21 protein-coding genes are annotated in these 23629 nt (G+C 62.0%); 9 read left to right on the top strand and 12 right to left on the bottom strand.

Features of this window, described 5'->3' with window-relative positions:
• Positions 1-66: 66 nt before the first annotated feature.
• From IMCC21224_RS17560 to IMCC21224_RS17585, 6 genes are all read right to left on the bottom strand, one after another.
• Positions 67-2502, bottom strand: a complete 2436-nt coding sequence (locus tag IMCC21224_RS17560; protein WP_047996443.1) for an FAD-dependent oxidoreductase — start codon at positions 2500-2502, stop codon at positions 67-69.
• A 95-nt stretch (positions 2503-2597) separates the two neighbouring features.
• Entirely contained in the window at positions 2598-3221 is a 624-nt protein-coding gene (locus tag IMCC21224_RS17565; RefSeq protein ID WP_047996444.1) for a LysE family translocator, read from the bottom strand.
• A gap of 3 nt (positions 3222-3224) precedes the next feature.
• Entirely contained in the window at positions 3225-3593 is a 369-nt protein-coding gene (locus IMCC21224_RS17570; protein ID WP_047996445.1) for a GFA family protein, read from the bottom strand.
• Positions 3594-3597: 4 nt separating this feature from the next.
• Positions 3598-4218, bottom strand: coding sequence for a LysE family translocator (locus IMCC21224_RS17575; protein ID WP_047996446.1), 621 nt, complete (start codon positions 4216-4218; stop codon positions 3598-3600).
• Positions 4218-4790 (bottom strand): helix-turn-helix domain-containing protein, encoded by a 573-nt coding sequence (locus IMCC21224_RS17580; protein ID WP_047996447.1) that lies wholly within the window; start codon positions 4788-4790, stop codon positions 4218-4220. The genes IMCC21224_RS17575 and IMCC21224_RS17580 overlap by 1 nt, the downstream gene beginning before the upstream one ends.
• A 126-nt stretch (positions 4791-4916) precedes the next feature.
• Positions 4917-5375, bottom strand: coding sequence for a GAF domain-containing protein (locus IMCC21224_RS17585; RefSeq protein ID WP_047996448.1), 459 nt, complete (start codon positions 5373-5375; stop codon positions 4917-4919).
• 290 nt (positions 5376-5665) lie between these two features.
• Here IMCC21224_RS17585 and IMCC21224_RS17590 point away from each other — a divergent pair, with 290 nt between their 5' ends.
• From IMCC21224_RS17590 to IMCC21224_RS17600, 3 genes are all read left to right on the top strand, one after another.
• A complete protein-coding gene (locus IMCC21224_RS17590) occupies positions 5666-6004 on the top strand; it encodes an STAS domain-containing protein (protein ID WP_047996449.1) in 339 nt (112 codons plus the stop codon).
• Positions 5979-6512: an ATP-binding protein gene (locus IMCC21224_RS17595; protein WP_231582115.1), complete on the top strand. Its 534-nt coding sequence runs from the start codon at positions 5979-5981 to the stop codon at positions 6510-6512. The genes IMCC21224_RS17590 and IMCC21224_RS17595 overlap by 26 nt, the downstream gene beginning before the upstream one ends.
• Positions 6513-6870: 358 nt before the next feature.
• Positions 6871-8448: a gamma-glutamyltransferase family protein gene (locus IMCC21224_RS17600; RefSeq protein WP_047996450.1), complete on the top strand. Its 1578-nt coding sequence runs from the start codon at positions 6871-6873 to the stop codon at positions 8446-8448.
• 46 nt (positions 8449-8494) lie between these two features.
• Here the strand turns inward: IMCC21224_RS17600 and IMCC21224_RS17605 are convergent, their stop codons facing one another.
• From IMCC21224_RS17605 to IMCC21224_RS17615, 3 genes are all read right to left on the bottom strand, one after another.
• Complete coding sequence (locus tag IMCC21224_RS17605) at positions 8495-9865, bottom strand: glutamate--cysteine ligase (RefSeq protein WP_047996451.1); 1371 nt, start codon at positions 9863-9865, stop codon at positions 8495-8497.
• A 66-nt stretch (positions 9866-9931) separates the two neighbouring features.
• Positions 9932-10468 carry a hypothetical protein gene (locus tag IMCC21224_RS17610; protein ID WP_047996452.1) on the bottom strand — a complete coding sequence of 179 codons (537 nt, stop codon included), beginning with the start codon at positions 10466-10468 and terminating at the stop codon, positions 9932-9934.
• Positions 10465-11190 (bottom strand): 16S rRNA (uracil(1498)-N(3))-methyltransferase, encoded by a 726-nt coding sequence (locus IMCC21224_RS17615; RefSeq protein ID WP_047997246.1) that lies wholly within the window; start codon positions 11188-11190, stop codon positions 10465-10467. The genes IMCC21224_RS17610 and IMCC21224_RS17615 overlap by 4 nt, the downstream gene beginning before the upstream one ends.
• Positions 11191-11202: 12 nt before the next feature.
• On the opposite strand from IMCC21224_RS17615, the gene ubiA reads away from it, so the two are divergent.
• The 4 genes from ubiA to IMCC21224_RS17635 all read left to right on the top strand — a co-directional run bounded on the left by ubiA (position 11203) and on the right by IMCC21224_RS17635 (position 15803).
• A complete protein-coding gene (gene ubiA / locus IMCC21224_RS17620) occupies positions 11203-12171 on the top strand; it encodes a 4-hydroxybenzoate octaprenyltransferase (protein WP_047996453.1) in 969 nt (322 codons plus the stop codon).
• Between the two features lie 58 nt (positions 12172-12229).
• Positions 12230-14143: an OmpA family protein gene (locus IMCC21224_RS17625; protein ID WP_047996454.1), complete on the top strand. Its 1914-nt coding sequence runs from the start codon at positions 12230-12232 to the stop codon at positions 14141-14143.
• Positions 14130-14456 (top strand): hypothetical protein, encoded by a 327-nt coding sequence (locus IMCC21224_RS17630; protein WP_047996455.1) that lies wholly within the window; start codon positions 14130-14132, stop codon positions 14454-14456. The genes IMCC21224_RS17625 and IMCC21224_RS17630 overlap by 14 nt, the downstream gene beginning before the upstream one ends.
• 129 nt (positions 14457-14585) lie before the next feature.
• Positions 14586-15803, top strand: a complete 1218-nt coding sequence (locus IMCC21224_RS17635; RefSeq protein WP_047996456.1) for a TIGR03862 family flavoprotein — start codon at positions 14586-14588, stop codon at positions 15801-15803.
• On the opposite strand, the gene holA is transcribed toward IMCC21224_RS17635, so the two are convergent.
• Genes holA through leuS form a run of 3 tightly spaced genes read right to left on the bottom strand, consistent with a single transcriptional unit; the run spans position 15772 to position 19845 of the window.
• A complete protein-coding gene (holA, locus tag IMCC21224_RS17640) occupies positions 15772-16797 on the bottom strand; it encodes a DNA polymerase III subunit delta (protein WP_047996457.1) in 1026 nt (341 codons plus the stop codon). The two genes, IMCC21224_RS17635 and holA, sit on opposite strands and share 32 nt — an antisense overlap.
• On the bottom strand, positions 16794-17294 hold the full coding sequence (lptE, locus tag IMCC21224_RS17645) for an LPS assembly lipoprotein LptE (protein WP_047996458.1): 501 nt from the start codon (positions 17292-17294) through the stop codon (positions 16794-16796). Before lptE ends, holA begins: the two co-directional genes overlap by 4 nt.
• On the bottom strand, positions 17281-19845 hold the full coding sequence (gene leuS, locus IMCC21224_RS17650) for a leucine--tRNA ligase (RefSeq protein ID WP_047996459.1): 2565 nt from the start codon (positions 19843-19845) through the stop codon (positions 17281-17283). The genes lptE and leuS overlap by 14 nt, the downstream gene beginning before the upstream one ends.
• Positions 19846-20104: 259 nt before the next feature.
• On the opposite strand from leuS, the gene IMCC21224_RS26645 reads away from it, so the two are divergent.
• Positions 20105-22219 (top strand): CAP domain-containing protein, encoded by a 2115-nt coding sequence (locus IMCC21224_RS26645; RefSeq protein ID WP_082135260.1) that lies wholly within the window; start codon positions 20105-20107, stop codon positions 22217-22219.
• 120 nt (positions 22220-22339) lie between these two features.
• Positions 22340-23599 (top strand): glycosyltransferase, encoded by a 1260-nt coding sequence (locus IMCC21224_RS17660; protein WP_047996460.1) that lies wholly within the window; start codon positions 22340-22342, stop codon positions 23597-23599.
• Positions 23600-23629: the final 30 nt, after the last annotated feature.

A 23629-nucleotide genomic window follows, 5' to 3' on the forward strand; every position in this document is an offset into this window, starting at 1 on the left:
GCGCGACGAGCAAAAGCGGTGGCGACCGAAACCAGCTTCGACCAGCCTGCGGCTAGGCACGCCGCGTCACGCCCGGAGGCCAATGTTTTCTGGGTCCCAGAGCGGCTGGCCCGGTTGCACCACGGCACTGTAGCGCTGGCCGTAAATCTCGACTTCCAGCTCGGTGCCCGCCACGGCCAGATCCGCCCGCAGCATCCCCAACGCGACTGAGGCGCCGACGCGGTAGCCCCACGCGCCGCTGGTCGTCTCGCCGACTACAGCGTCGCTGTGCCAGAGGCTGGACATGTAGGGCGCATCGCAATCCCCTGCGTCGATCAACAGCGTCACAAACTTTTTGGCAGATCCCTGCTGCTGTTCCGCCTGCAATGCCGGTTTGCCAGGAAATTCCTTGTCCCAACGAATGAACCGGTCCAGCCCGCCTTCGAGCAAGGAATAGTCGGTCGAGAGGTCCCCCTTCCATGCGCGGTACCCCTTTTCGATACGCAGGGAATTGAGGGCAAACATGCCAAAAGGTGTCGCCCCTGTCCCCGTCACAGCATCCCAGATCACCGGAGCATCGTCGGTCATGCAGTGGACTTCCCACCCCAGTTCCCCGGCGAACGACACCCGGAGCAGCACACACTCGCACCCGCAAACCTGGGCCTGCTGAAAAGACAGCCACGGCAAGGTCAAATCCGCATTCGTAAGTGGTGCGAGAGTATCGCGCGCCTTTGGGCCGGTCACCAGCAGGCATTCGTATTTGTCACTGCGGTCATCGACCTTGACCCCATCCGGCAACCCCCGCTGCAACACGTCGCGGTCATGCCATTGCGCCACTGCGGCAGTGATCAGCCAGATGCTGTCATCCGATTGCGGGATCACCGACATCTCGGTCAGGATGCGTCCTCTGTCATCGGGGAAATACGCCAGCCCGACGCGACCCGGCTTGGGCAGATGCGAACAGGTCAGCCGATCGATATGCGCCCGTGCGCCGGGTCCTTCTACAGCCAGCCGGGTAAAGCCGGATATCGCGAGGATGCCGCAAGTGTCGCGCACAGCCTCGCATTCTTGTTGCACCCGCGCCGCCCAGGGGCCGTTTCGATCCCATGTCTGACTGGCCGCTTCTGAGGTGTCGTCGCCTGGGGCCGCAAACCAATTCGCACGTTCCCAGCCGTTGTAGGCACCAAACTGCGCCCCGACCCGTTCCAATCGGGACTGCAGTGGCGAGAGGCGTTTGTTCCGGCCTGCGGGCCACGTATGATGCGGAAAGTGCATCGCATATTCATGGCCATAGGTTTCGACCGCTTTGGCGTTGCAATAATCCTGATCGACATAGCCAGTGTAGCGGCGCGGATCGACAGCCCACATATCCCATTCGGTGCAGCCTTCGGTGATCCATTCGGCCAGCACCTTGCCCGCGCCCCCTGCCTGCGTGATGCCAAAGGTAAAGACGCAGGCCTCGTAGGCGTTTGGCACGCCGGGCATCGGCCCGATCAGCGGCAGACCGTCGGGCGCATAGGGGATCGGCCCGTTGATGACCCGCCCCACGCCAGCCGTGCCCAGGATTGGAACGCGGGCCATCGCATCCTCGATATACCATTCCAGCCGGTCGAGGTCGTCGGGGTACAGTTGAAACGAAAAATCCTCGGGCATGGGATCGTCGGGCGTGACCCAATGCGGTTTGCAGTTTCTCTCGTACGGGCCAAGGTTCAGGCCAAATTTCTCTTGCCGCAGGTAATAGGAACTGTCCACGTCGCGCAGCAGCGGCAACTTGCCGTTTTCTTTGGACCAGGCCTCAAGCTCGGGCACGGGTTCCGTCAGGAAATACTGGTGGCTCATCACGGTCATCGGCACGGTGCGGCCACCGTAGGGTTTGAACCACTCACCAACCTTTTGCGCATAATAGCCCGCCGCGTTGACCACCTTGTCGCAGCGGATTTCGCCTTTTTCCGTCTCGACCACCCATTCGTCGCCTTCGCGGCGCACGCCGGTTGCAGGGGTGAACCGCAGGATCTGCGCGCCCATCTGACGCGCGCCTTTGGCCAGCGCCTGTGTCAACTGTGCGGGGTCGATGTCACCATCGTCGGGATCATAGAGCGCCCCGGCCAGATCGTGGGTCTCCATAAACGGATAGCGGTCCTTGAGGTCCGAGATCTGCATCATCTCAAGATCCAGACCCTGATACCGTCCCATACCGCGGGCCCGTTCAAACTCCATCACCCGCTCTTTGCTGTGGCCCAGCCGGATTGACCCCGAGACGTGGTAGTTCATCGGGTAATCAACCTCTTCCCCCAGGGTGCGATACAGTTCCAGCGAATAGCGCTGCATATTCATCACCGCCCAGGAGGTGCTGAAGGATGGGCAGTTGCCCGCGGCGTGCCACGTGCTGCCGGCTGTCAATTCGTTCTTTTCCAGCAGGACACAATCGCTCCAGCCCGCCTTGGCCAGATGATAGAGCACCGAAACGCCCACCGCGCCCCCGCCGATAATCACCACGCGGGCTGTCGTCGGAAAATCTGCCATGGTCCTGATCTCCTGTCCGTCGCCGGAGCGCTTTGTGGCCACCGGGATTGTTTAGGGTGTTGTAGTCTGTACGCGTATCAAAGCGGCGTTCGGGGTCAGTTCACAGCCAGCCGGGCTGCCAGACCGCCAAAGATCACAGCCGATATCCGGTTCATCCGGCGTGCATTGCGCCGCACCCGCGCGGCGAGCAATCCGGCAAAGATCCCATAGAGCCCGTCCGTCACCACCCCGCCCAGCGTCAGTAGCGACCCCAATATGATGATCTGATGCCAGACCGGTCCAATTGCCGGATCGGCAAATTGCGGCAGAAAGGCCAGAACAAACAGCCCGACCTTGGGGTTCAGGATATTGGTGACAAAACCACGCCGGAACGCACGCAGGATATCGGCGCGTCCCGCACGTTCGGGCAAGGCGCCGGTGTCGGTCCAGGCCTTCCAGGCAAGCCATGCCAGATAGGCAGCCCCGGCATAGCGCACCACATCCAGCGTCGCAGGCGAGGCCGCGACCAGCGCGGCCAGTCCCGCCGCCGCCATCATCACATGCACCAGTACGCCAAGGGAAATGCCGCAGGCCGCTGCAACCCCTGCGCGCGGGCCACCCGATACCCCGCTGGCGATGGTGAACATCATGTCCGCGCCGGGCGTCAGGTAAAGCAGCATCGACGCCCCCATAAAGGTCACGATGGTCCAGAACTCCATTCCTAGGGCCGTCTCAATCATCGCTTAGTCCTTTTGTGGCAGGCCGTCCGACAGGGTGTAATAGTCCCCGCGATCTGAGGTGAAGATATGCTTTTCCAGCGCCAGCCCGGTTGGCCCGTCGATGGCGCCCAATGCAAAACTTATCATGGTTTCGCCGGTGCCCTGCCAGAACAGGAACGCGCCGCAGGTCGGGCAGATGCCGCGCCGGGCGCGGGGGCTGGCGTGGAACCATGTAACCGGTCCCGCGATGATGATCTGGTCCTGTGGCACCTGCGCTGAGGCCCAGATATGACCCGACATCTTGCGACACTGGCGGCAATGGCAGGCCGACGCGCCTGTCGGCGCTGCGTTGACCGTAAAGGCGATGTTTCCGCAGCAACAGCTTCCTCGCATTGGTCTACCTCCCTAGCGGCAGGGCACTGGCGCCCAGCAACAGCCCATAGATTATAAAGCACCCCGCCATGATACGACGCACAACGCGGTTGCCGACCGCCCCCAGCGCCGCCCGCCCCAGTGCTGCACCCAGCGCAGTATAGGTACAATAACTGGCGGCTGTGATGCTTAGTGCCGTTGGCACGATAACCCACATCTGCGTCATCACCGGCACATCCGGCTGCACAAATTGCGTGAACGCCGCAAGGTAGCCCGCAACTGATTTCGGGTTGATCGTGGCGATGGCCAGCGCCCGGAGATAGATCTGGCCCGCCGGTGCCTCTGTTGCCCGGAACGGCGTTTCGGCCGCGATCCAGCCGCGTACACCCATCCAGATCAAAAAGCCCGCGCCGATAATCTTGGCCACCAGAAACCCGGTCGGAGAGGTGGTCAGCAGTGCCGTCACCCCCACCGCCGACAGGCTGAGGAACAGCAGCGATTGCGTGAGGATTGCCGCCACGCCCCACAGGGCGCGGACAAAGCCCAGCCGCATGCCGTTCTGGATGCAGTTGACTGCGTTCGGTCCGGGTGAGGTGACAAAGACCACCCAGAACAGCGCAAAAATGGTCCAACCCTGAAATGACATCAATACACCGGCGGCGCGATGACCCAGATCGCCACGGCGGGGTCATCATAAGGGTTGATCCAGCGAAACGGCTCGCCTCGGATGCGGAAACTGTCGCCGGGGCCAAGGGTGAAACGGCGCGGCCCGACTTCAAGGTCGAGCCGCCCGGACAACAGATAGCCGACCTCTTGGGTCGGGCGGGTGACGGGTTCATCGATTGCGGAATGTGGCTCGAACGTGGAATGCACCATTTCGAAATCATCCGTCAAATCGGGGGACAACAATTCCTCGATCAATCCAGCGCCGCGCGATCCTATGGCCCGGCGTGCCCCCTTGCGCACGACCCACCCGGCCTCGTCCGCGGAGGCCTGCGTCTGTCCGAAAAGCATCGAGACCGAGATATCCAGCGCAGCCGCGATGTGGCGCAGATCAGTCACAGAAGGCTCCGAGAGATCGCGCTCTACCTGGCTCAGCCATCCCACCGAGCGGCCAAGACGAGTTGCGAGATCCGCCAGTGTAAAGCTCCGTGCCTTACGCAGGGTCCGCAGATCGGCCCCAAGGCTGCGCGACAGGTCAGGCTGGCTATGCTGCATCCGGCGATTCCCGTGAAAATGTAACTCACATTTTCAGGTTGCGCGATGTCTCGTGAAATTTCAAAGGAAAATTTCACGAGCCGTGCAGGTTTTGATGTTGCCTGCCTGAAAACCCGTCATGTCGGCTCAGATTGCATTCCGAAAGCAGTCAGTCAGAATAGCGCTCAGAGCGTCGGCATCGCGCTGTGTGAATGCATCGGGCTGGTTGCTGTCAATATCGAACACACCCAGCAATTGACCCGCATTATTCAGCACCGGCAGCACCAATTCCGAACGCGTGGAACTGGCGCAGGCAATGTGGCCGTCAAACGCTTCGACATCAGAAATCAATTGAACAGAGCGCGTGCGCGCCGCCGCACCACAGACGCCGCGCGAAAAAGGGATCACCAGACAGCCATGGCCACCCTGATAGGGACCGATTTTAAGCGTCTCGGGCCCTGTGACGCGGTAAAAACCTGTCCAATCGAACCGATCGTCGGAGTGATGCACTTCGCAGGCAACGGTAGCCATCAGGGCCACGCTGTCTGTTTCGCCTTTGGTGAGGGCAGCAATGGTTTTTGCCAACATCGGGTAATCAATTTTCATCCTGTGCGCCTGCTGCATCGTGGTGACATTGCGTATTTCGAAAGAGAAGAAGCGCAGAGTATCGCAGATGTCCAGATCCGCTCGATGGCAAGGGCTGTGCCGTCGACGCACAAGGCTAAGTCTCCGCGCCGCAGATTGCAGGATTTCAATGCGTTCATCTGGGGCACGTTGATCCACACCGCATCTTTGATCACCATGCAGTGCATGAATCTTTCCGTCACTGACTGCTGCATACTGATTGGTAAGGTTTGCGGCATAGCCTGCAACCTGTTTGCAACGGGATGGACGTCATGGACCTTATCAGCAGCCGAATCAACGAGACCCAAGTTGTCACGGTCAACGGATCCCGTATCGACGCATCAGTCGCGATCCAGTTCAAGGACAGGATGCGTGAAATCACCGCGGAGTCCGACGGGCGAATTGTGCTGGACCTGCACAAGGTGGCATTTATCGATTCCAGCGGGCTTGGCGCAATCGTTGCGGCGATGAAGCAATTGTCGAACAAACAAAAGCTTGATCTGGCCGGTCTGACACCAACCGTGGACAAGGTATTTCGTCTGACTAGGATGGACACCATCTTTGCAATTCACGCCGACGCCATCAGTGCCACAGACCACCGTGCCGTGTGATACATCCTGTGGTGCGCCCCGGACAAACGCCGAGCCCGTCGGCTCAAGCGCGCCGGAACCGGCAGATGAGCCGGATATCCTCGCGCTGGAGCTGATCCTGAACACCTGTAACACCGATGTTCGCGCGTGCCTGGTACACGTGGAGAGCAAGCTGAGCGCGGCCGGGCTGCCCCCAGATGTTGTCGGCAAGGTTGAGGTCGCCCTGGCCGAGGCGCTCAACAATATTGTCGAACATGCTTTTCCTGATGAGGCCCATGGGAAAATCCGTCTGCATCTGTCACTCGCCGGGGCCACGTTGACGATTGCCCTTCGGGATGACGGCGTACCTCTGCCGGGCCTGACCCTACCGGCGGGCAAGGCCGCCCAGATTGATGTGCCCCGCGAAGATCTGCCTGAGGGCGGATTTGGCTGGTTCCTGATCCGATCACTCTCAAGCGGCGTGACCTATACCAGACAACGAACGCAGAATCACCTGACCATCCGCTTTGATCTCGGCAATTCCGGATAGGTCTCTATCTGATCGGTTTCGATGCTGATACTTTCGCCCCCTTTCAATAGAACCTTATAGACTTCAATATGTTATTGAATTCCAGATCTGTAGCAGAGCTCAAAAGCTTTGCCGAGCGCCTTTAAATCGCCTTGATCCGTCCTGATTCAAGCCCGAAACAGACGTCATACATAGCCTTGTAGCTGCAAATAGCTTCCCTCGGCGTCGCGCCTTAACAGCCCCCACCCAGTGTGCGACGTCGAGGAACTTATCTATTCAGCGGCTCCTGATCTTTCCCCCACAACTTGGCATGGACCAAGATTGACCTTCGCGGTGCGCGGCCTATTCTTGCCGCGACCAAGGCAAGGACACTCAAAACATGCGCGACTTTCACTTCCCCGGCCGTTCCGCCGTGCTGGCAACCAATGGCCTTTGCGCCACATCGCACCCACTCGCCGCCGAAGCTGCCGTTGGCATTCTGCGGCAAGGCGGCAACGCGATGGACGCAGCCATTGTCGGCGCAGTGCTGCTGGGCCTGTGCGAACCGCAGATGACCGGAATCGGCGGCGACTGTTTTGCGCTGATCTCGCCCGCTGGGAGCGACGACATCATTGCCGTGAACGGGTCGGGCCGCGCGCCTGCCGGGGCCAACGCCGCCGCATTGCGCGACGCAGGCCATGCAACCGTAGCCATCGGCGGGCCCGAGGCAGTGACCATCCCCGGCGCGATGGATGCCTTTTGCACCATGTCAGACACCTGGGGAAAACTCGGGATTGCTGACGTGCTTGCCCCGGCGATTCGCTACATGGACGACGGTGTGCCGGTTGCGCCGCGTGTCGCGTTTGACTGGGGTAATGATGTCGGCACGCTTCAGGGTCACGGGCGCAAACATTTCCTGATGGATGGGGCTGCGCCAAAGGTTGGTGACATCTTCCGCTTGCCCGGTCAGGCCGAGGTGTTGCGCCGCGTCGCAGCCCAGGGGCGTGATGCGTTTTACACCGGTGAGGTGGCCGAGGACATGCTGGCCGCATTGAACGGCATGGGTGGTGTCCACAGTCCCGACGATTTTGCCGCCGCAGCGACGACCACTGCCGACGCGATCAGCGGCACCTACAAGGGGCGCGAATTGTGCGAGCATCCGCCAAACGGTCAGGGTGCGACGGCAATCCTGCTGCTCAATATCCTGTCGCAGTTCGACATTGCATCAATGGACCCGTTTGGTGCCCAGCGCGCCCATATCGAGGCGGAAGCGACCAAGCTGGCCTATGACACCCGCAATCGCTTTGCCGCCGATCCGCAGGCGATGACGCGGCTGGACCACATGCTGTCGATGGAAACGGCCGAACAGCTGGCGGCGCTGATTGACCCGAAACGCGCCATGCCCAGCGCCACCACGATTTCCGAGGCAGTGCACAAAGACACGATCTATATCACCGTGGTCGACCGCGAACGCATGGCCGTGTCGCTGATCTATTCGATATTTCATGGCTTTGGCTCGGGCATCGCGTCCGAGAAATTCGGCATCCTGTTGCAGAACCGCGGCGCCGGATTTTCATTGACGCCCGGCCACCCGAACGAAATGGCCCCGGGCAAGCGTCCAATGCACACGATCATTCCTGGCATGATTCGCGACTCCGGCCGGGTGTCGATGCCGTTTGGCGTGATGGGCGGACAGTATCAATCCTGCGGCCACGCCCGCGTGGTTAGCAACACCACCGATTTCGGCCTCAGCCCGCAAGAGGCGCTGGATGCACCCCGCTGCTTTGCCGAAAATAATGAATTGAAGGTCGAGCGCGGCTATTCCGACGCGGTGCGGGCCGAACTGTCGGACATGGGCCACAAAGTGGTGATTCCCGACACCGCCATCGGTGGCGCGCAGGCGATCCTGATCCATGAGTCTGGCGTGCTCGAAGGGGCGTCGGACCCGCGCAAGGACGGATGCGCCATCGGCTACTGAACAGTCAATGCCCCCGGACTTGCACCGGGGGCATACCTGCCAAAGCTCAGTAGCTGTATTCGCCGTAGATGCGATTCAAATCGCCGTTCCAGTCGCCATGGTAATGGTCGAGCAGTTCGTCAGCAGGTGTCTTGCCCGTCTCAAGGCTTTCCTTGAGCGCGTTGAGGAAATGCGTCTCGTTCGGGACCAGACCACCGGCACCCGTCCGCGCGCGGGCCTTCAGACCCTCGTCGGACAGCGCGACAACTTCGCGTGCGAGGTCGTGCATCTTTATGTCGCCGACAACCGCCTGCAATCCCTGTTCCGACGCCGCGACACGCAGCGCCTGACGGGTTTCAGCGTCCCAGCCCTTGGCAATATCCCAAGCTGCATCCAGCGCGCCCTGATCGTACATCAGACCAACCCAAAAGGCGGGCAGCGCACAAAGCCGCCGCCACGGGCCACCATCCGCACCGCGCATTTCGATGTATTTCTTGACCCGTGCTTCGGGGAACAGGGTTGTCAGGTGATCAGCCCAGTCAGACAGAGTCGGCGTTTCACCCGGCAGAGCGGGCAGTTCGCCTTTCAGAAAATCGCGGAACGACTGACCCAACGCGTCGATATATTTTCCGTCGCGGTAGACAAAATACATCGGCACATCCAGCGCGTATTCCACCCAACGCTCAAAGCCAAAGCCGTCCTCGAACACAAAGGGCACCATGCCGGTGCGCGCAGGGTCGAGATCACGCCAAACCCGGCTGCGCCAGGATTTGTGACCGTTTACCTTGCCCTCAAAGAACGGTGAATTGGCGAACAACGCCGTGGCGACCGGCTGTAGCGCGATAGCTACGCGCATCTTCTGCACCATGTCAGCCTCGGACCCGAAATCCAGGTTGACCTGCACGGTGCAGGTGCGACGCATCATCACCCGGCCCATGGTGCCAACCCGCTGCATGTAGCTGTCCATCAGCTTGTAACGCCCCTTGGGCATCAGCGGCATGTCTTCGTGCTGCCAGACGGGCGCGGCCCCCAGACCTATGAAACCGACACCCACCGCGTCTGCGATATCCTTGACCTCGGCCAGATGCTGATTCACCTCGTCGCAGGTTTGGTGAATGGTTTCGACCGGTGCGCCCGACAATTCCAGCTGCCCGCCCGGTTCGAGCGACACATTGGCGCCGTCCTTGACCAGCCCGATCAGATGCCCGCCTTCAACCACCGGCTCCCAGCCGTGGCGGTCGCGCAGCCCCTCAAGAACCGCCCGGACAGATCTTTCGCCCTCGAACGGAATGGGGCGCAGGGTGTCCTTGCAATAGCCGAATTTCTCGTGCTCGGTGCCGATGCGCCAGTCATCGCGCGGCTTGCAGCCGTCGGCCATGTATTCGGCCAGCTGCGAATGATGTTCGATCGGGCCGCCGCCGGATTGAGGAATGGACATCTGGGGTGCTCCGCTCTGCTTGGATCTGTTCTGGTCGGTCAGGGATGGGCGGAAACGCCCGGGGTGTCAATGCAGCCACTTGGCCGACGTATCCGCCCGCGCACTGCGCCAGATCAGCACCGTCGCGGTTGCCTGCCGCTGCAATTGCCGCAGCATATGTTCGGTCCGGATGCCGGGCAGCGTCGCAAAGGCATCAAACAGCGCATCCGCCCCGGTGGCGGTCACGGGAATGTGCAGTGGCGCCTGCCCCGGCTGGACCAGCACCCAATGGGCAGGTCGCTCAGATGGATCAAGGCTCAGGGCGTCCAGTTCGCTTAGTGCGACAACACCACCGTTGAGCGGGCCAAAATAGCTGATCCGGCCTTCGGTGATATCGACGATCCCCGGCCCGCCGCTGCCGCCCGCACGGCCAAAGCGCAACCGCTGGAGCCCGGCAAGGATCATTGCAACGCCGCCCAGCGCCACGGCGTACCCCACCCAATGCAGCAGCCCGCCGCCGGTGAAAAAGCCCCAGTAAAGCCCCAGCAGCAGCACCGCGCCCCCCGCCATAACGTCGCGCCAGCGCATCAGGGCTTTGGAGGCTTCGGGGCGGATCAGGCTCATTGCCAGTCTCCCAGCGTCGTTTGCCACAGGGTCAACGCCGCCACTGCCGCTGTGTCCGCGCGCAGGATTCGCGGACCCAGCGCCACAACCGCCGCGCCCGGATGTGCCGTCAGGCGCGCCCGCTCGGCTGGGGAAAATCCGCCTTCAGGCCCGATCAGGATGGCCCAGGGGCTGCCCGGCTCACCGTTCAGCGCCGCTACACCGCGTCCCGCCGCACCTTCGTCACAGAACATCAGCCGCCGGTCCGCTGGCCAGTCCGCCAACAGCCGGTCGAGCTTTTGCAGCGCCGTCACTTCGGGCACAAAGGTGGCGCCGCATTGCTCGGCGGCCTCAACCGCGTGGGCTTGTAGGCGGTCCTGTCGCAGCCGTTCGGAATTGGTATAGTCGGTTTGCACCGGCATCACCCGAGCCGCGCCCATCTCAACCGCCTTTTCAACGATGAAGTTGGTGCGCTCTTTTTTGATCGGGGCAAACACCAGCCACAGATCCGGCGGCTGCATCTGTGGCGCGGCCTGTTCCTCGGGCACCAGAATGCCACCGCGCTTGCCCGCCTCGGCCACACGTGACGTCCATTCGCCGTCGCGCCCATTGAACAGTGCAACGCGCGCATCAACCTCAAGTCGCATAACCCCAAAGAGGTAATGCGCCTGTTCCCGCGTCAGGGGAACCGGTTGTGCCGGGGCCAGTGGGTGCTCTACAAACAATCTGATTTTTGCTCTCATGAGGCGCAACATATGACCGAGCTTCCGACAACGCCAGAGGTCGGCACAGGACAAGTCGCGGATGCTGTGACTGGCAACTGGGTCGATCGTCTGGCCCCTGCGGCGACGCGCCCCTATCTGCGCCTTAGTCGCGCCGACCGGCCCATTGGCACCTGGCTGCTGTTGCTGCCCTGCTGGTGGGGTCTGCTGCTGGCGATGCTGCACGACGGACAGGCCAGGTGGGAGGATCTGTGGATCTTTGTCGGTTGCGGAATCGGCGCATTCCTCATGCGTGGCGCCGGCTGCACCTGGAACGACATCACCGACCGCGGCATCGACGGCGCGGTGGCACGCACCGCATCCCGGCCGATCCCGTCGGGGCAGGTGACAACGGTGCAGGCACTTCTCTGGGCGATCACTCAATCGCTGATCGCCTTTACCATCCTGCTGACATTCAACGTGCCCGCGATTCTACTTGGCGTGTTGTCGCTGCTCCCTGTCGCGATTTACCCCTTTGCCAAACGGTTCACATGGTGGCCACAGGTCTTTCTGGGCGTTGCGTTCAACTGGGGCGCGCTGTTGGCATGGACTGCCCACACCGGCCGACTGGAGGCACCTGCTGTGCTGCTATACCTTGCCGGCATGGCGTGGACGCTGTTTTACGACACGATCTACGCCCATCAGGACACCGAAGATGACGCGCTGATCGGGGTGAAATCAACCGCCCGACTGTTTGGCGACAACTCTCCGCGCTGGCTGGCGTGGTTTCTGGTCATCACCGTAGCGCTGATGGGATTCGCGATTATTGGCGCTGTACCACGGGGCGAAATCCTGATGCTGGTTCTGTGCCTCGCCGGGCCGTGGGCGATGGGCTGGCACATGATGTGGCAGCTGCGCCGCCTGAAAACCGATGACACCGAACGCCTGCTGTCGCTGTTCAGATCCAACCGCGACGCGGGCCTGATCCCTGTGCTCTTTTTCGCCGCCGCACTTTTCGCATGATTGCGCCCCCCGTCCTTGCGGCGTATCAGAGGTCAACTTTGACGGAACCGGAGCGCCCATGCGCCTCTCTTCGCTCTTTACCCTGTTGGGAACATTTGTACTTGCGGCAGTGCTCAGCCTTGTGGCCGCGTTCTTCGCGGTCCGCCTGATCGAGGACAGTTCAATGATCGGCGTGCGCGCCGAACTGGACCGCGACGGGCTGACCTGGACCCAGGTGGACGCCAACGGCCTGCAACTTTTCGTGATCGGCACCGCCCCCTCCGAGGCGCTGCGTTTCCAGGCGCTCAGCGCTGCAGGCCGGGTCGTAGACACCACCCGCATCATCGACCAGATCAACGTCGAGGACAAAACTGCTGCGGCGCCGCCCCGGTTTTCGATCGAGATCCTGCGCAATGACGCGACTGTCTCGCTCATTGGTCTGGTCCCTGCCGACACAGACCGCGAGCGGCTGATCGCGGATATCACCCGGCTTGCCGGAACAGACCCGTTGGTGTCGGATCTGTTGGAAACGGCTGACTTCCCGGAACCCGAAGGCTGGGACGACGCGCTGCATTTCGCCGTCACCGCGCTGCGCAACCTGCCCCGCTCCAAGATATCGGTGACCGCCGGCGAAGTTGCCGTCAAAGCCAGCACCGACAGCGAAGAAGCCCGCCGCCGGTTGGAATCCGATCTGGCCCGCCGCGCCCCTGATGGGCTGAAGCTGGCAATGGCACTGTCCGCCCCGCGCCCCGTCATCACCCCATTCACGCTGCGGTTTTTGATCACGCCGGACGGCGCGCGGTTCGACGCGTGCTCGGCCAACACAGAAGAAGGCCGCAGCCGCATTCTTGCCGCAGCGGCGCAGGCGGGGCTGCAAGGCAAGGCCACGTGCACCATCGGACTGGGTGTGCCGACCCATCGCTGGGCCGAAGCGGTCGAAATGAGCATCGCGGCCCTGGCCAAGCTCGGGGGGGAGTCGCTGACCATCTCAAACGCGGATGTGACGCTGATCGCACCCGAAGGGACCGACCCGGACCTGTTTGACCAAACCATCGGCGGGCTTGAAAACGCGCTGCCGCCGGTTTTTGCACTGAACGCAGTGCTGCCAGAAATCCCCGAGGTCAAGGCAGATCAGGGCCCCCCGGAATTCACCGCGACGCTCAGCCCAGAAGGTGCAGTGCAGCTGCGAGGGCGGATCAATTCCGAGATCGCCCGCACCACCGCTGAAAGCTATGCCCAGGCGCGGTTCGGCTCGTCCGTTGTGCGCACCACGGCCCGGGTCGACACCGATCTGCCGCAGGACTGGTCGATGCGCGTGCTCGCCGGACTCGAGGCGCTGGCAATGCTGAACAATGGCGCAATGACCGTGACGTCCGAAGCCGTGGCAGTCTCAGGCAATACCGGCAATTCCAGCGCCGGGGCCGAGGTCGCGGGCCTGCTGTCGGAAAAACTGGGCGAAGGTGCAGAGTTCAATATCGCCGTGGTCTATCAGGAAAAGCTGGATCGCTCGCTTGGCATTCCCACACCCGAAGAATGCGAAGCCAAGATCGTCGAGATCATCGGCGACCGCAAGATCACCTTTGAGCCTGGCGCCGCGACGCTCGACGCCTCTGCCAAGGATATCCTCGACGAAATCGCCGAGCTTCTGCAGCTTTGCGGCGATATCCCCCTTGAAATTCAAGGACATACTGACAGCCAGGGCCGCGAAGTGATGAACGAACTTCTCAGCCAGGAACGGTCGCAGGCGGTTCTGGACGCGCTGCGCACCCGCCGGGTGCTGACTGCGTCCTACCGGGCGCGCGGCTATGGCGAAGATCAGCCCATCGCCGACAATGGCACCGAATCAGGCCGCGAGGCAAACCGCCGCATCGAATTCCACCTGATCCGGCCCGACCCGGTGCCGGAGACGGAAACCACACTCGAAACCATCGAAGATGAGGCCGCGGTCACCGAAACGCCCGCCACAGAGGACACCCCGGATGAACAGAACTGAGTTTGTGGTCGCAACGGCTATCATCCTGTTTGTGGCTTTTTGCTTGGGGTGGTTCGCCAATTGGCTGATCCACCGCTTTACCCGCGTCAGTCAGGCCGATGTCGATCAGCTCGAACGGATGAGTCAGGAACTGCACGAGGCCGAGGAAACCCGCGATCAGGCGATCACCTACCTGCAACAGCGCGAGGCCGAGCTGACCAACCAGCTAGCCCAGACCGAAGCCGAGCTGACCGCGGCGATGGAGGGGTTGCGCGACGCCCGCTACGAGGCCGAAGAACTGCGCGCCTATGTCGAAAAGTACAGCGCCAGCTAAGCCCGATTCTGGCCGCCGGCCTGTCGGGCGGCTTGCGTCGCCGCGAACCCTGTCGGAAAATGCCCAAAGAGACGCCGAGAACGTGGGGACGCTCTATGTCAGTGAACACTCGCGCCACGATAGATCACCATGACTGACGCGCTTGTCATCGGCGGCGGGCCGGCCGGGCTGATGGCAGCGCAGGCGCTTCTGGAGGCTGGCCGCAAGGTGATCCTGACCGAGGCCAAGCCGTCTCTGGCGCGCAAACTTCTGATGGCTGGCAAATCGGGCCTGAACCTAACCAAATCCGAGGCCGCCGATCAGTTTCTAACCGCTTACGGCAGCGGCGCGGAGCGGCTGGCGCCAATGCTGGCTGCGTTCGGTCCGGCGCAGGTTTCGGAGTGGGCCACAGATCTGGGTCAGCCGCTCTTTACAGGGTCGACTGGACGAGTCTTTCCATCGGCGATGAAGGCATCGCCGTTGCTGCGCGCCTGGCTGCTGCGCCTGAGTGGGCTGGGGTTGCAGACGCGCACCCGGTGGCGCTGGACGGGTTGGGACAACAACACGGTCATGTTCGACACTCCCGACGGCGTTGAGATGCTGCACCCCGCGGTCACGGTGCTGGCTTGCGGCGGCGCGAGTTGGGCGCGCTTGGGATCAGACGGCGCTTGGGCGGATTGGCTGCGATCGGCGGGGATCGACCTTGCACCGTTTCAATCGGCCAATTCCGGGCTGTCCGTGGCGTGGTCCGGACATATGGCAGCGCATTTTGGCAGCCCGCTCAAGAATATCGCGCTGCATGCAGGGGATATGTCCAGCACCGGCGAGGCGGTGATTTCATCCCGTGGGCTTGAAGGCGGAGGGGTTTATCCCCTGTCCCCGGTGTTGCGACAAGGGGCAGCGCTGATGATCGACCTCGCGCCCGCGCTGGATCACGCGGCATTGACGACCCGCCTGTCCCGGCCACGCGGCAAACAAAGCCTATCGAACCACCTGCGCAAAACCCTGCGTCTTGGCCCTGCGGCGCAGGCGCTGGTGCAGGAATGTGCCCGTCCGCTGCCGTCAGAACCCGCAGTGCTCGCTCAGTTACTCAAGGCGCTACCGATGCCGCATCAGGGCCTGCGTCCGCTGGACGAGGCAATCTCGACCGCCGGAGGGGTGCCATTTGAGGCTATGGATGACAGCCTGATGCTGAATACCCGTCCCGGCACCTTTTGCGCCGGGGAGATGCTGGATTGGGAGGCGCCGACCGGGGGATATTTGCTCACTGCGTGCCTTGCCACTGGCTTCTGGGCCGGGCGACATGCCGCTCAGTACGGGTTGGCCAACGGCCGTGTCAGCGCCGCGCCAGCATCGACAGCCGGATAAAGGCCCGTTCGACCAACGCCATTGTCGGCGCGTGCTGCCCGGCGGAACGCAGCTCAAGATCTGTATCGGTCAGCACGCCCAACGCCATCTCAAGCTTGGTCATACCCCACCCCTGCGCCTGACGCTGCATGACTTCGCGGCGGGGACCAAAAATCGGCGGGCGGGCACGGGCAATGCCCTGCGCCGGACCGCCGGGATCCGACGCCGCAGCATATAGCGCCCGAAAATGCCGAATCGCCATGATCACCAGCGTCACCGCATTGCTGCCCTGCGCCTGTAGCCGTGCCATCACCGGCCCGATCTCGGCGGTGCGGCCTTCGGCGACGACATTCAGCACCTCATCCACCGCCGCCTCGGTCGAAGACGGCGCACATAGCGCCACCTCGGTCGGAGTCAGCGGTGCGGTATCTCCTAATTTATAGAGCGCGACCTTTTCCACCGTCTGGCGAAAGTCACCGGGATCAAGCGTGCGCGCCAGCGCCGTCAGCGCATCCATGGCGCTGCGGTCGACCTCGCGGAGGCCAGAGCGGGCCAAATCCGCCTCGATTTCGGCACGAGATGGCGGATCGTTGTAAATCCCGACGGCATAGGCCGTTTTGTGCCCCTCGAACAGCTTGCGCAGGGCAGACGTCGCCTTGAGCGCGCCCGCCGTAACAATGATCTGCGCATCGCCGGGCTGCCAGTCCTCAAGCGCGGCAGCGACAGGTTTGGCCAGACCATCAGCGGCATCTTCAACAAAGGCAACGCGGGGACCGGGGAAAAAGCTCTGTGCCTTGACCGCGTCAAGCAGCATCGCGGGATCTTTGCGCAAATCACCTCCGAGGAGTCTGGTCAGCCGCATTTCGGTTTCGCCCTCGGGACCGATCAGGGCCGCGATGACCTGCTGACGTTTCAGGGCGACACGCATCGCATCCTCGCCATAGATCAGCAGGCCGGTTTTGTCCGGATCAGGCCGCGCGAAATAGGCGGGCGCATCACGGGGGCTCAGCTTCATGTCGACCCGTCAGTTCCGGTCAGATCGGGCGACAGCAGAATCAGCTGGTCGATGATCCGATCTGCCAGCATCACCATCAACTGCGCTGTCGCATTGCGCTGCGAGGCCAGAATAGACACATTCGACCCGGTGGCGGAATAACCGGTAAAGGCGACGATCTGACGATCCGCCAGTGCAACACCCGTGGCATCGCGCAGAGTGTAATTCGCCCGCCCCAGCAGCCGCGTCCGAGTCGTCGATCCGTCCGAGGCGATGGCCTGCCCTTCGCTGTCGACTTCGATCACAACCGACAGCGTATAGCGCCCGCCGGTGCTGCGACCCAGCCGCTCTTCGATCCGCTGGGTCAGCAAATACGCCTCGTGGGTGTCGGGGGCGTCGACCAGAACCTGCCCCTGCAACCGATGTGCCGCCCCTTGCGGACCATAGGCAGGCGTGAACCCGCAAGCCCCCAGAGCCAGCGCAGACAACAGGAACAGGCGGCGGTTAGATGACGACATTCACAATCCGTCCGGGCACAACGATCAGTTTCTTGGGCTGGGTGCCGTCCAGCGCCTTGACCACAGCATGATGCGCCAGCGCCAGGGTTTCAACCTCGGCCTTGGGCATATCGCGGGGCACGGTGATTTCGCCGCGCCGTTTGCCGTTGACCTGAATCGGCAGGGTCACGCTGTCTTCGACCATCATTGCAGGGTCCGCCTGCGGCCATGGTGCCTTGGCCACCAGGCCCTCTCCACCCAGAAGCTGCCAGATTTCCTCGGACAGATGCGGGGTCATTGGCGCCATGAGCTGTGCCAGAACCTTGGCGGCTTTGCGTTTGGCAATCGCGCCGGCGTCAGATTTCTGCAAGGCGCTGGTAAAGGCATAAAGCCGCGCGATCGACGCGTTGAAGCCAAAGGATTCGACCCCCATCGTGACATCGTGGGTGGCCTTGTGCATTTCACGCAGCAACGCCTCGTCCTCACCGGGTCTGCCTTTGGTGTCACCTACCGCGGCGATCTCGGACGCGATACGCCAGACACGGGCCAGATGTTTCGAGGTCGCCTCTGCCCCGGCGGCGGTCCATTCCACATCCCGTTCGGGCGGGCTGTCGGACAGCACGAACCAGCGGGCGGAATCCGCGCCGTACTGGCTGATGATTTCGACCGGATCGACCACGTTGTTCTTAGACTTGGACATCTTGGCCGAGGGGATCACCTGCACCTCCGCGCCGCTGTCCTTCAGCACCATCTTGCCGTCACGCGGTTCAACCTCTTTGGGATAGTGATACTGCGGGCGGCCATCGTCGCGGGTGGTCTGGTAGATCGCGTGCGTCACCATGCCTTGGGTAAACAGCGCGTCGAACGGTTCAACCGCCGAGGCGGGCAGATGCCCAGTCTTGTGCATCGCGCGGGCAAAGAACCGGGCATAAAGCAGGTGCAAAATCGCATGCTCGACTCCGCCGATATACTGATCAACGTTCATCCAATACGACGCCTCATCCGGGTCGGTCGGTGTGGTGGCGTTGGGCGATGTGAAGCGGGCGAAATACCACGAGCTGTCGACAAAGGTGTCCATCGTGTCGGTTTCACGCTTGGCCGGTTTGCCACAAGCCGGGCAGGCGCAGCTGCGCCAGGCGTCGTGCCGATCCAGCGGATTGCCGGGGATGTCGAAACTGACATCGTCAGGCAGCTTGACGGGCAGATTTTCCTTTTTCTCAGGCACCACGCCACAATCGGCGCAATGCACCACCGGAATCGGGCAACCCCAGAACCGTTGCCGCGACAGGCCCCAATCGCGCAGGCGGAATTTTGTCACGCCTTGCCCGACGCCGTTCGATTCGCAAAATGCAATGGCGGCGTCGATGCCTTCGGTCCCGGTCTGCCAGGCCTCACCAGCAAAGCCTTTGACATAAAAGACCTGTTCAGTCTTGGTCGGCACATACGCGACTTGCAGTTCGGTCGGGCTCTCCTCGGACGGCAGATAGGTTGCGACGATGGGCAGGTCATATTTGGTGGCAAAGTCGAAATCGCGCTGGTCATGCGCCGGGCAGCCAAAGATCGCGCCGGTGCCGTAATCCATCAGGATAAAGTTCGCCACGTAGACCGGCAATTCCCAAGCGGTGTCAAAGGGATGACGGACACGCAAGCCAGTGTCAAAGCCGCGCTTTTCGGCTTTTTCCATCTCTTCCTCGGACGTACCCATGCGGCGGCACTCAGCGTTGAACGCGGCCAGTTCGGCGTTGTCCTTTTCAAGCTGCTTGGCCAGCGGGTGGTCCGGCGAGATGCCAACAAAGGATGCGCCCATCAGCGTGTCGGGACGTGTGGTATAGACCTCAATCCGGTCAAAACCCTCAGGCGCGTCGATGGTGGAAAAGGCGAATTGCAGCCCGCGCGATTTACCGATCCAGTTGGCCTGCATCAGCTTGACCTTGGCCGGCCAGTTGTCGAGCCCGTCGAGCGCAGTCAGCAGATCATCGGCCATGTCCGAGATTTTAAAGAACCACTGCGTCAGTTCGCGCCGTTCCACAACGGCACCCGACCGCCAGCCGCGCCCATTCTCAACTTGTTCGTTGGCCAGAACGGTCATGTCGACCGGATCCCAGTTCACCACCGCGTTCTTGCGGTAGACCAGCCCGGCATCAAGCATATCAAGGAAAAGCGCCTGCTGCTGGCCGTAATATTCCGGGTCACAGGTCGCGAATTCGCGGCTCCAGTCCAGCGATAGGCCCAGTTTTTTGAACTGCGCCTTCATCGACGCAATGTTGCCGTAGGTCCAGTCACCCGGATGCACATTGCGCTCAATTGCGGCATTCTCGGCCGGCAGGCCAAAGGCGTCCCAACCCATGGGATGCAGCACGTTGTGCCCGGTCGCCAGTTTGTAGCGCGCCACGACATCGCCCATCGTGTAGTTGCGCACGTGGCCAATGTGCAGATTTCCCGACGGATAAGGGAACATCTCGAGCACATAGTATTTCGGTTTGTCGTCAGACCGGCGGGCCTGAAAGGTCAGGGCATCATCCCAGGCCTTTTGCCACTTCGGCTCGATCTCGGCGGGGTCATAGCGCGACATCATTTTTCCTTTGCTGCGCAACAGGCATCGGTGCTGGCCCCGGTTGATAGGTGGATGCGCCCCCATCGTCCAGTGCCTAGCGCCGCTTAGACGCCCCCGGTCCGCCACCATGCGTGCATAATTTGGTCAAACTTGACCGCTATCCAACAAGGGTTGCGGATCGTTCCCGTGACAATCAAGGTAATGTGACTGGTCGGCCTGGCGTTCCCACCGCCGCGCGACCCCCCCAAAGGGCACGCGACAGGAAAGAAATGACAGTATGATGTACCCCTCTGCTTTCGAACAATACCTGCTTGAGCTGACCAATCAGGCGCGGATAGATCCGCAGGGTGAATTCGACCGACTGATCACCGATGCCGCGAATCAGGTTGGAGTGACGTCCGAGATCACTGCGGCGTTGCAGTATTTCGATGTCGATATGGATGTGCTGGCGACGCAGTTTGCCTCGCTCACTCCTGTGGCCCCGCTGGCCTGGAGCAGCGCACTCGCCACGGCCGCGGACGGCCATACCGCGCTACTGATCACGACGGACAGCCAGACCCACCAGACCCCTGGCGAAGCTGGCATTCTGGCGCGGGCGCAGGGCGCGGGATTTTCGGCCAACTACGTCTCTGAGAACGTCTACTCCTACGCCTATGATGCGCTATTCGCCTATGCCGGGTTCTTTATCGACTGGGGCAACACCGCGACCGGGATTCAGACAAATGTCAGCCACCGGGTGAATATCATGAACCCGAGTGTCTATGAGGTCGGCATAGGGGCACGGGCTGAAAACGACAGCGCCACGGCCGTTGGCCCCTTTGTCGTGACCCAGGATTTTGGCCGCAACAACTCTTATCAGGCGCAGATCGTTGGCGTGGTCATTGATGACGCGGATGGCGACGCCTTCTACGATATCGGCGAGGGGATGGGCGGCGTCACCGTCACTGTGACCCCAACCACGGGCAACGGCGGCAGTGTGACTACCTCCACCTGGAGCAGCGGAGGCTATCAAATTCAGGTCAGTGCCGGCACGTATACGGTCACCTTTTCCGGCGGTGGCCTGCTGGGACCAGTATCCGAGACCGTCACCATCGGCGCATCCAACGTCAAGGTCGACGCGCTGGCCCCCGATACAGCCCCCGAGCCTGAGCCCGAAGACCTGAACCCCACCCTCAGCGTCAGCACCCGGACGGTCAGCGTGGCTGAAAACAGCACCGGCGCGCTTTTATCCCTCAGCGCAAGTGACCCTGAGGGCGGCGCGCTAAGCTACGCCATTTCCGGCGCCGATGCAGACCTGTTCCGCATCACCGGCAACACATTGTTCTTTTTGGCCGCTCCTGATTACGAATCGCCTCAGGATACTGGCGCAAACAATATCTACAACGTCACCCTCAGCGTGACGGACCCCGGCGGTAACAGCGCCACTGCGGCTGTGGCCATCAGCGTGACCGACGCTGTCGAAATTGCTCCGACCCCGGTCACAAACCCCACGCCGATCAACCCGGACCCGAAAGAGGCCGCAGGCCAGGTCGACCCTGTTCTACTAGCCGGGGACAATGGCCCGGACACTCTGATCGGCGGCGAGGGCGACGATACCCTTGCCGGTGCAGGCGGCAACGATGTGGTCAGTGGCAACGGTGGCAATGACAATATCTCTGGCTCGGACGGCAATGACACATTGTCGGGCGGCGCGGGTGACGACCAGATCGGCGGTGGACTGGGGAACGACAGCATCACCGGTGGCACGGGCAACGATGCCATCGGGGCTGGACAGGGCGACGACTTTGCCGCGGGCGGCGAAGGGAACGATGTGGTCAATGGCGGTGCCGGGGATGACACGATCTTTGGCGAGGCTGGCAATGACACCGTTGGCGCCGGATTCAACGACGATGTGGTGTCGGGCGGCGCGGGTGATGATTCCCTTGGCGGCGGTTCCGGGCGCGATACGCTGTTCGGTCACGCCGGACGCGATGCCATCGGCGGCGGCGAAGGCGATGACGAGATCGACGGCGGCGCCGACAACGATTTCCTCGCAGGGGGTGGGCGCAACGACATCGTGCGCGGCGGCACCGGGCAAGACACGATCAATGGCGGCGAGGGCAACGATACCCTGACGGGCGGCGCCGGGGCGGATGTCTTTGTGTTTAACAACTTCATCGCGGACGAAGTGGACCTGATCACCGATTTCCAGACCGGTGTCGACATGTTCCGTCTCAGCGGCATCGCCAACGCGCCGGGTAGCGGTCTGGCAGGCAAACTGGACGCGCTGGACGTGAGCGACATGATGATCAACGGGGTAGACGGGGCGTCGTTTACCTATGACGGCCACACAGTGCTGATCGCAGGTGTGTCCGCCGCGTCGCTTAGCCTCGACGATTTCATCTTTAGCTAAGCACAGCCAGGTTGGGCGCAAATGCGTCATGGGGGCAGCCGCAATCTGCTGTCCCCCGCTTGGCCCCGGACGCATGCTGTGCCACAACCTGTTGGCACCCGGCAAAAAGGGCCCCCGGCGATGAAAATCCTTTGCATTCACCAAAATTTTCCCGGCCAGTACAAACATTTGGCCCCGGCGCTGGTTGCGTTGGGCCATCAGGTGGTGGCGCTGACCCCAAAAGTTGACAAGCCCTCGCGCTGGAACGGCGTCGCGATCGTACCCTACAAGATTTCAGGCCGCAGCACCCCTGGCATCCATCCCTGGCTTCAGGATTTCGAGACCAAGCTGCTGCGCGGATCAAGCTGCTATCAGGCCGCGCTGGCCCTGCGTGCCAAAGGGTTCATGCCCGATGTCATCCTCGCCCATCATGGCTGGGGCGAGAGCCTGTTTCTCAAGGATGTCTGGCCCGAGGCGCGTCTGGGTCTGTATTGTGAACTCTATCATCTCTCGACGCCGCCATTCATGAACTTTGACCCGGAATTTCCGACCAAGGCCCCCGAACTCGACGCGTTGCGGCTGCGACTTAAGAACCTCAACAACCGCTTGCACGAAGAGGTCATGGATGCCGGAATCAGTCCAACCCGGTTTCAGGCGTCGACCTTTCCGAATAAATTTCAAGACCGGATCACCGTGGCGCATGACGGCGTCGACACAGATCTTGTCGCGCCTAACCCGGATTCCCAGCTGACCGTCACCGACGGCCGAGTCCTGACGCGCAATGATGAGGTTGTGACGTTTATCAACCGCAACCTCGAACCCTATCGCGGCTACCACATCTTTATGCGCGCCCTGCCAGAGATCCTAAAGCGGCGCCCCAATGCCCAAGTCGTGCTGCTGGGTGGCGATGAGGTCAGCTATGGCGCCAAGGCCCCCAAGGGCCAGACCTGGAAGCAAATCTACATCGACGAGGTGCGGGGCCAGATTTCCGACGCCGACTGGGCACGCGTGCATTTCCTGGGGCGCGTGCCCTACGCACAGTTCCTATCAATGATGCAGGTCAGCCGGGTACATGTTTACTTGACCTACCCGTTTGTGCTGTCGTGGTCCCTGCTCGAAGCGATGAGCGCCGAATGCGCGATCCTTGCCAGTGATACCGCCCCGGTGCGTGAAGTGGTGAACGAAGATGAAAACGGCTGGCTCACGGATTTCTTTGACCACGCGGCCCTGACAGACCGGCTTTGTGCCCTGCTGGACGATGCTCCGGCGCGGGTGCGGATGGGTAAGGCCGCCCGCGCCTTTGTTCGGGAACGCTATGATCTAAAGTCAGTCTGCCTGCCGCAACATATTGCCTGGGTGGACGCACTGGCCGGAACTATACCGCGCCCGCCTTGCGATTAGCGCCGATTGCGCGACGCATCCATTCAGGCA

The organism is Puniceibacterium sp. IMCC21224, assembly GCF_001038505.1.
Classification (GTDB): Bacteria; Pseudomonadota; Alphaproteobacteria; order Rhodobacterales; family Rhodobacteraceae; genus Puniceibacterium.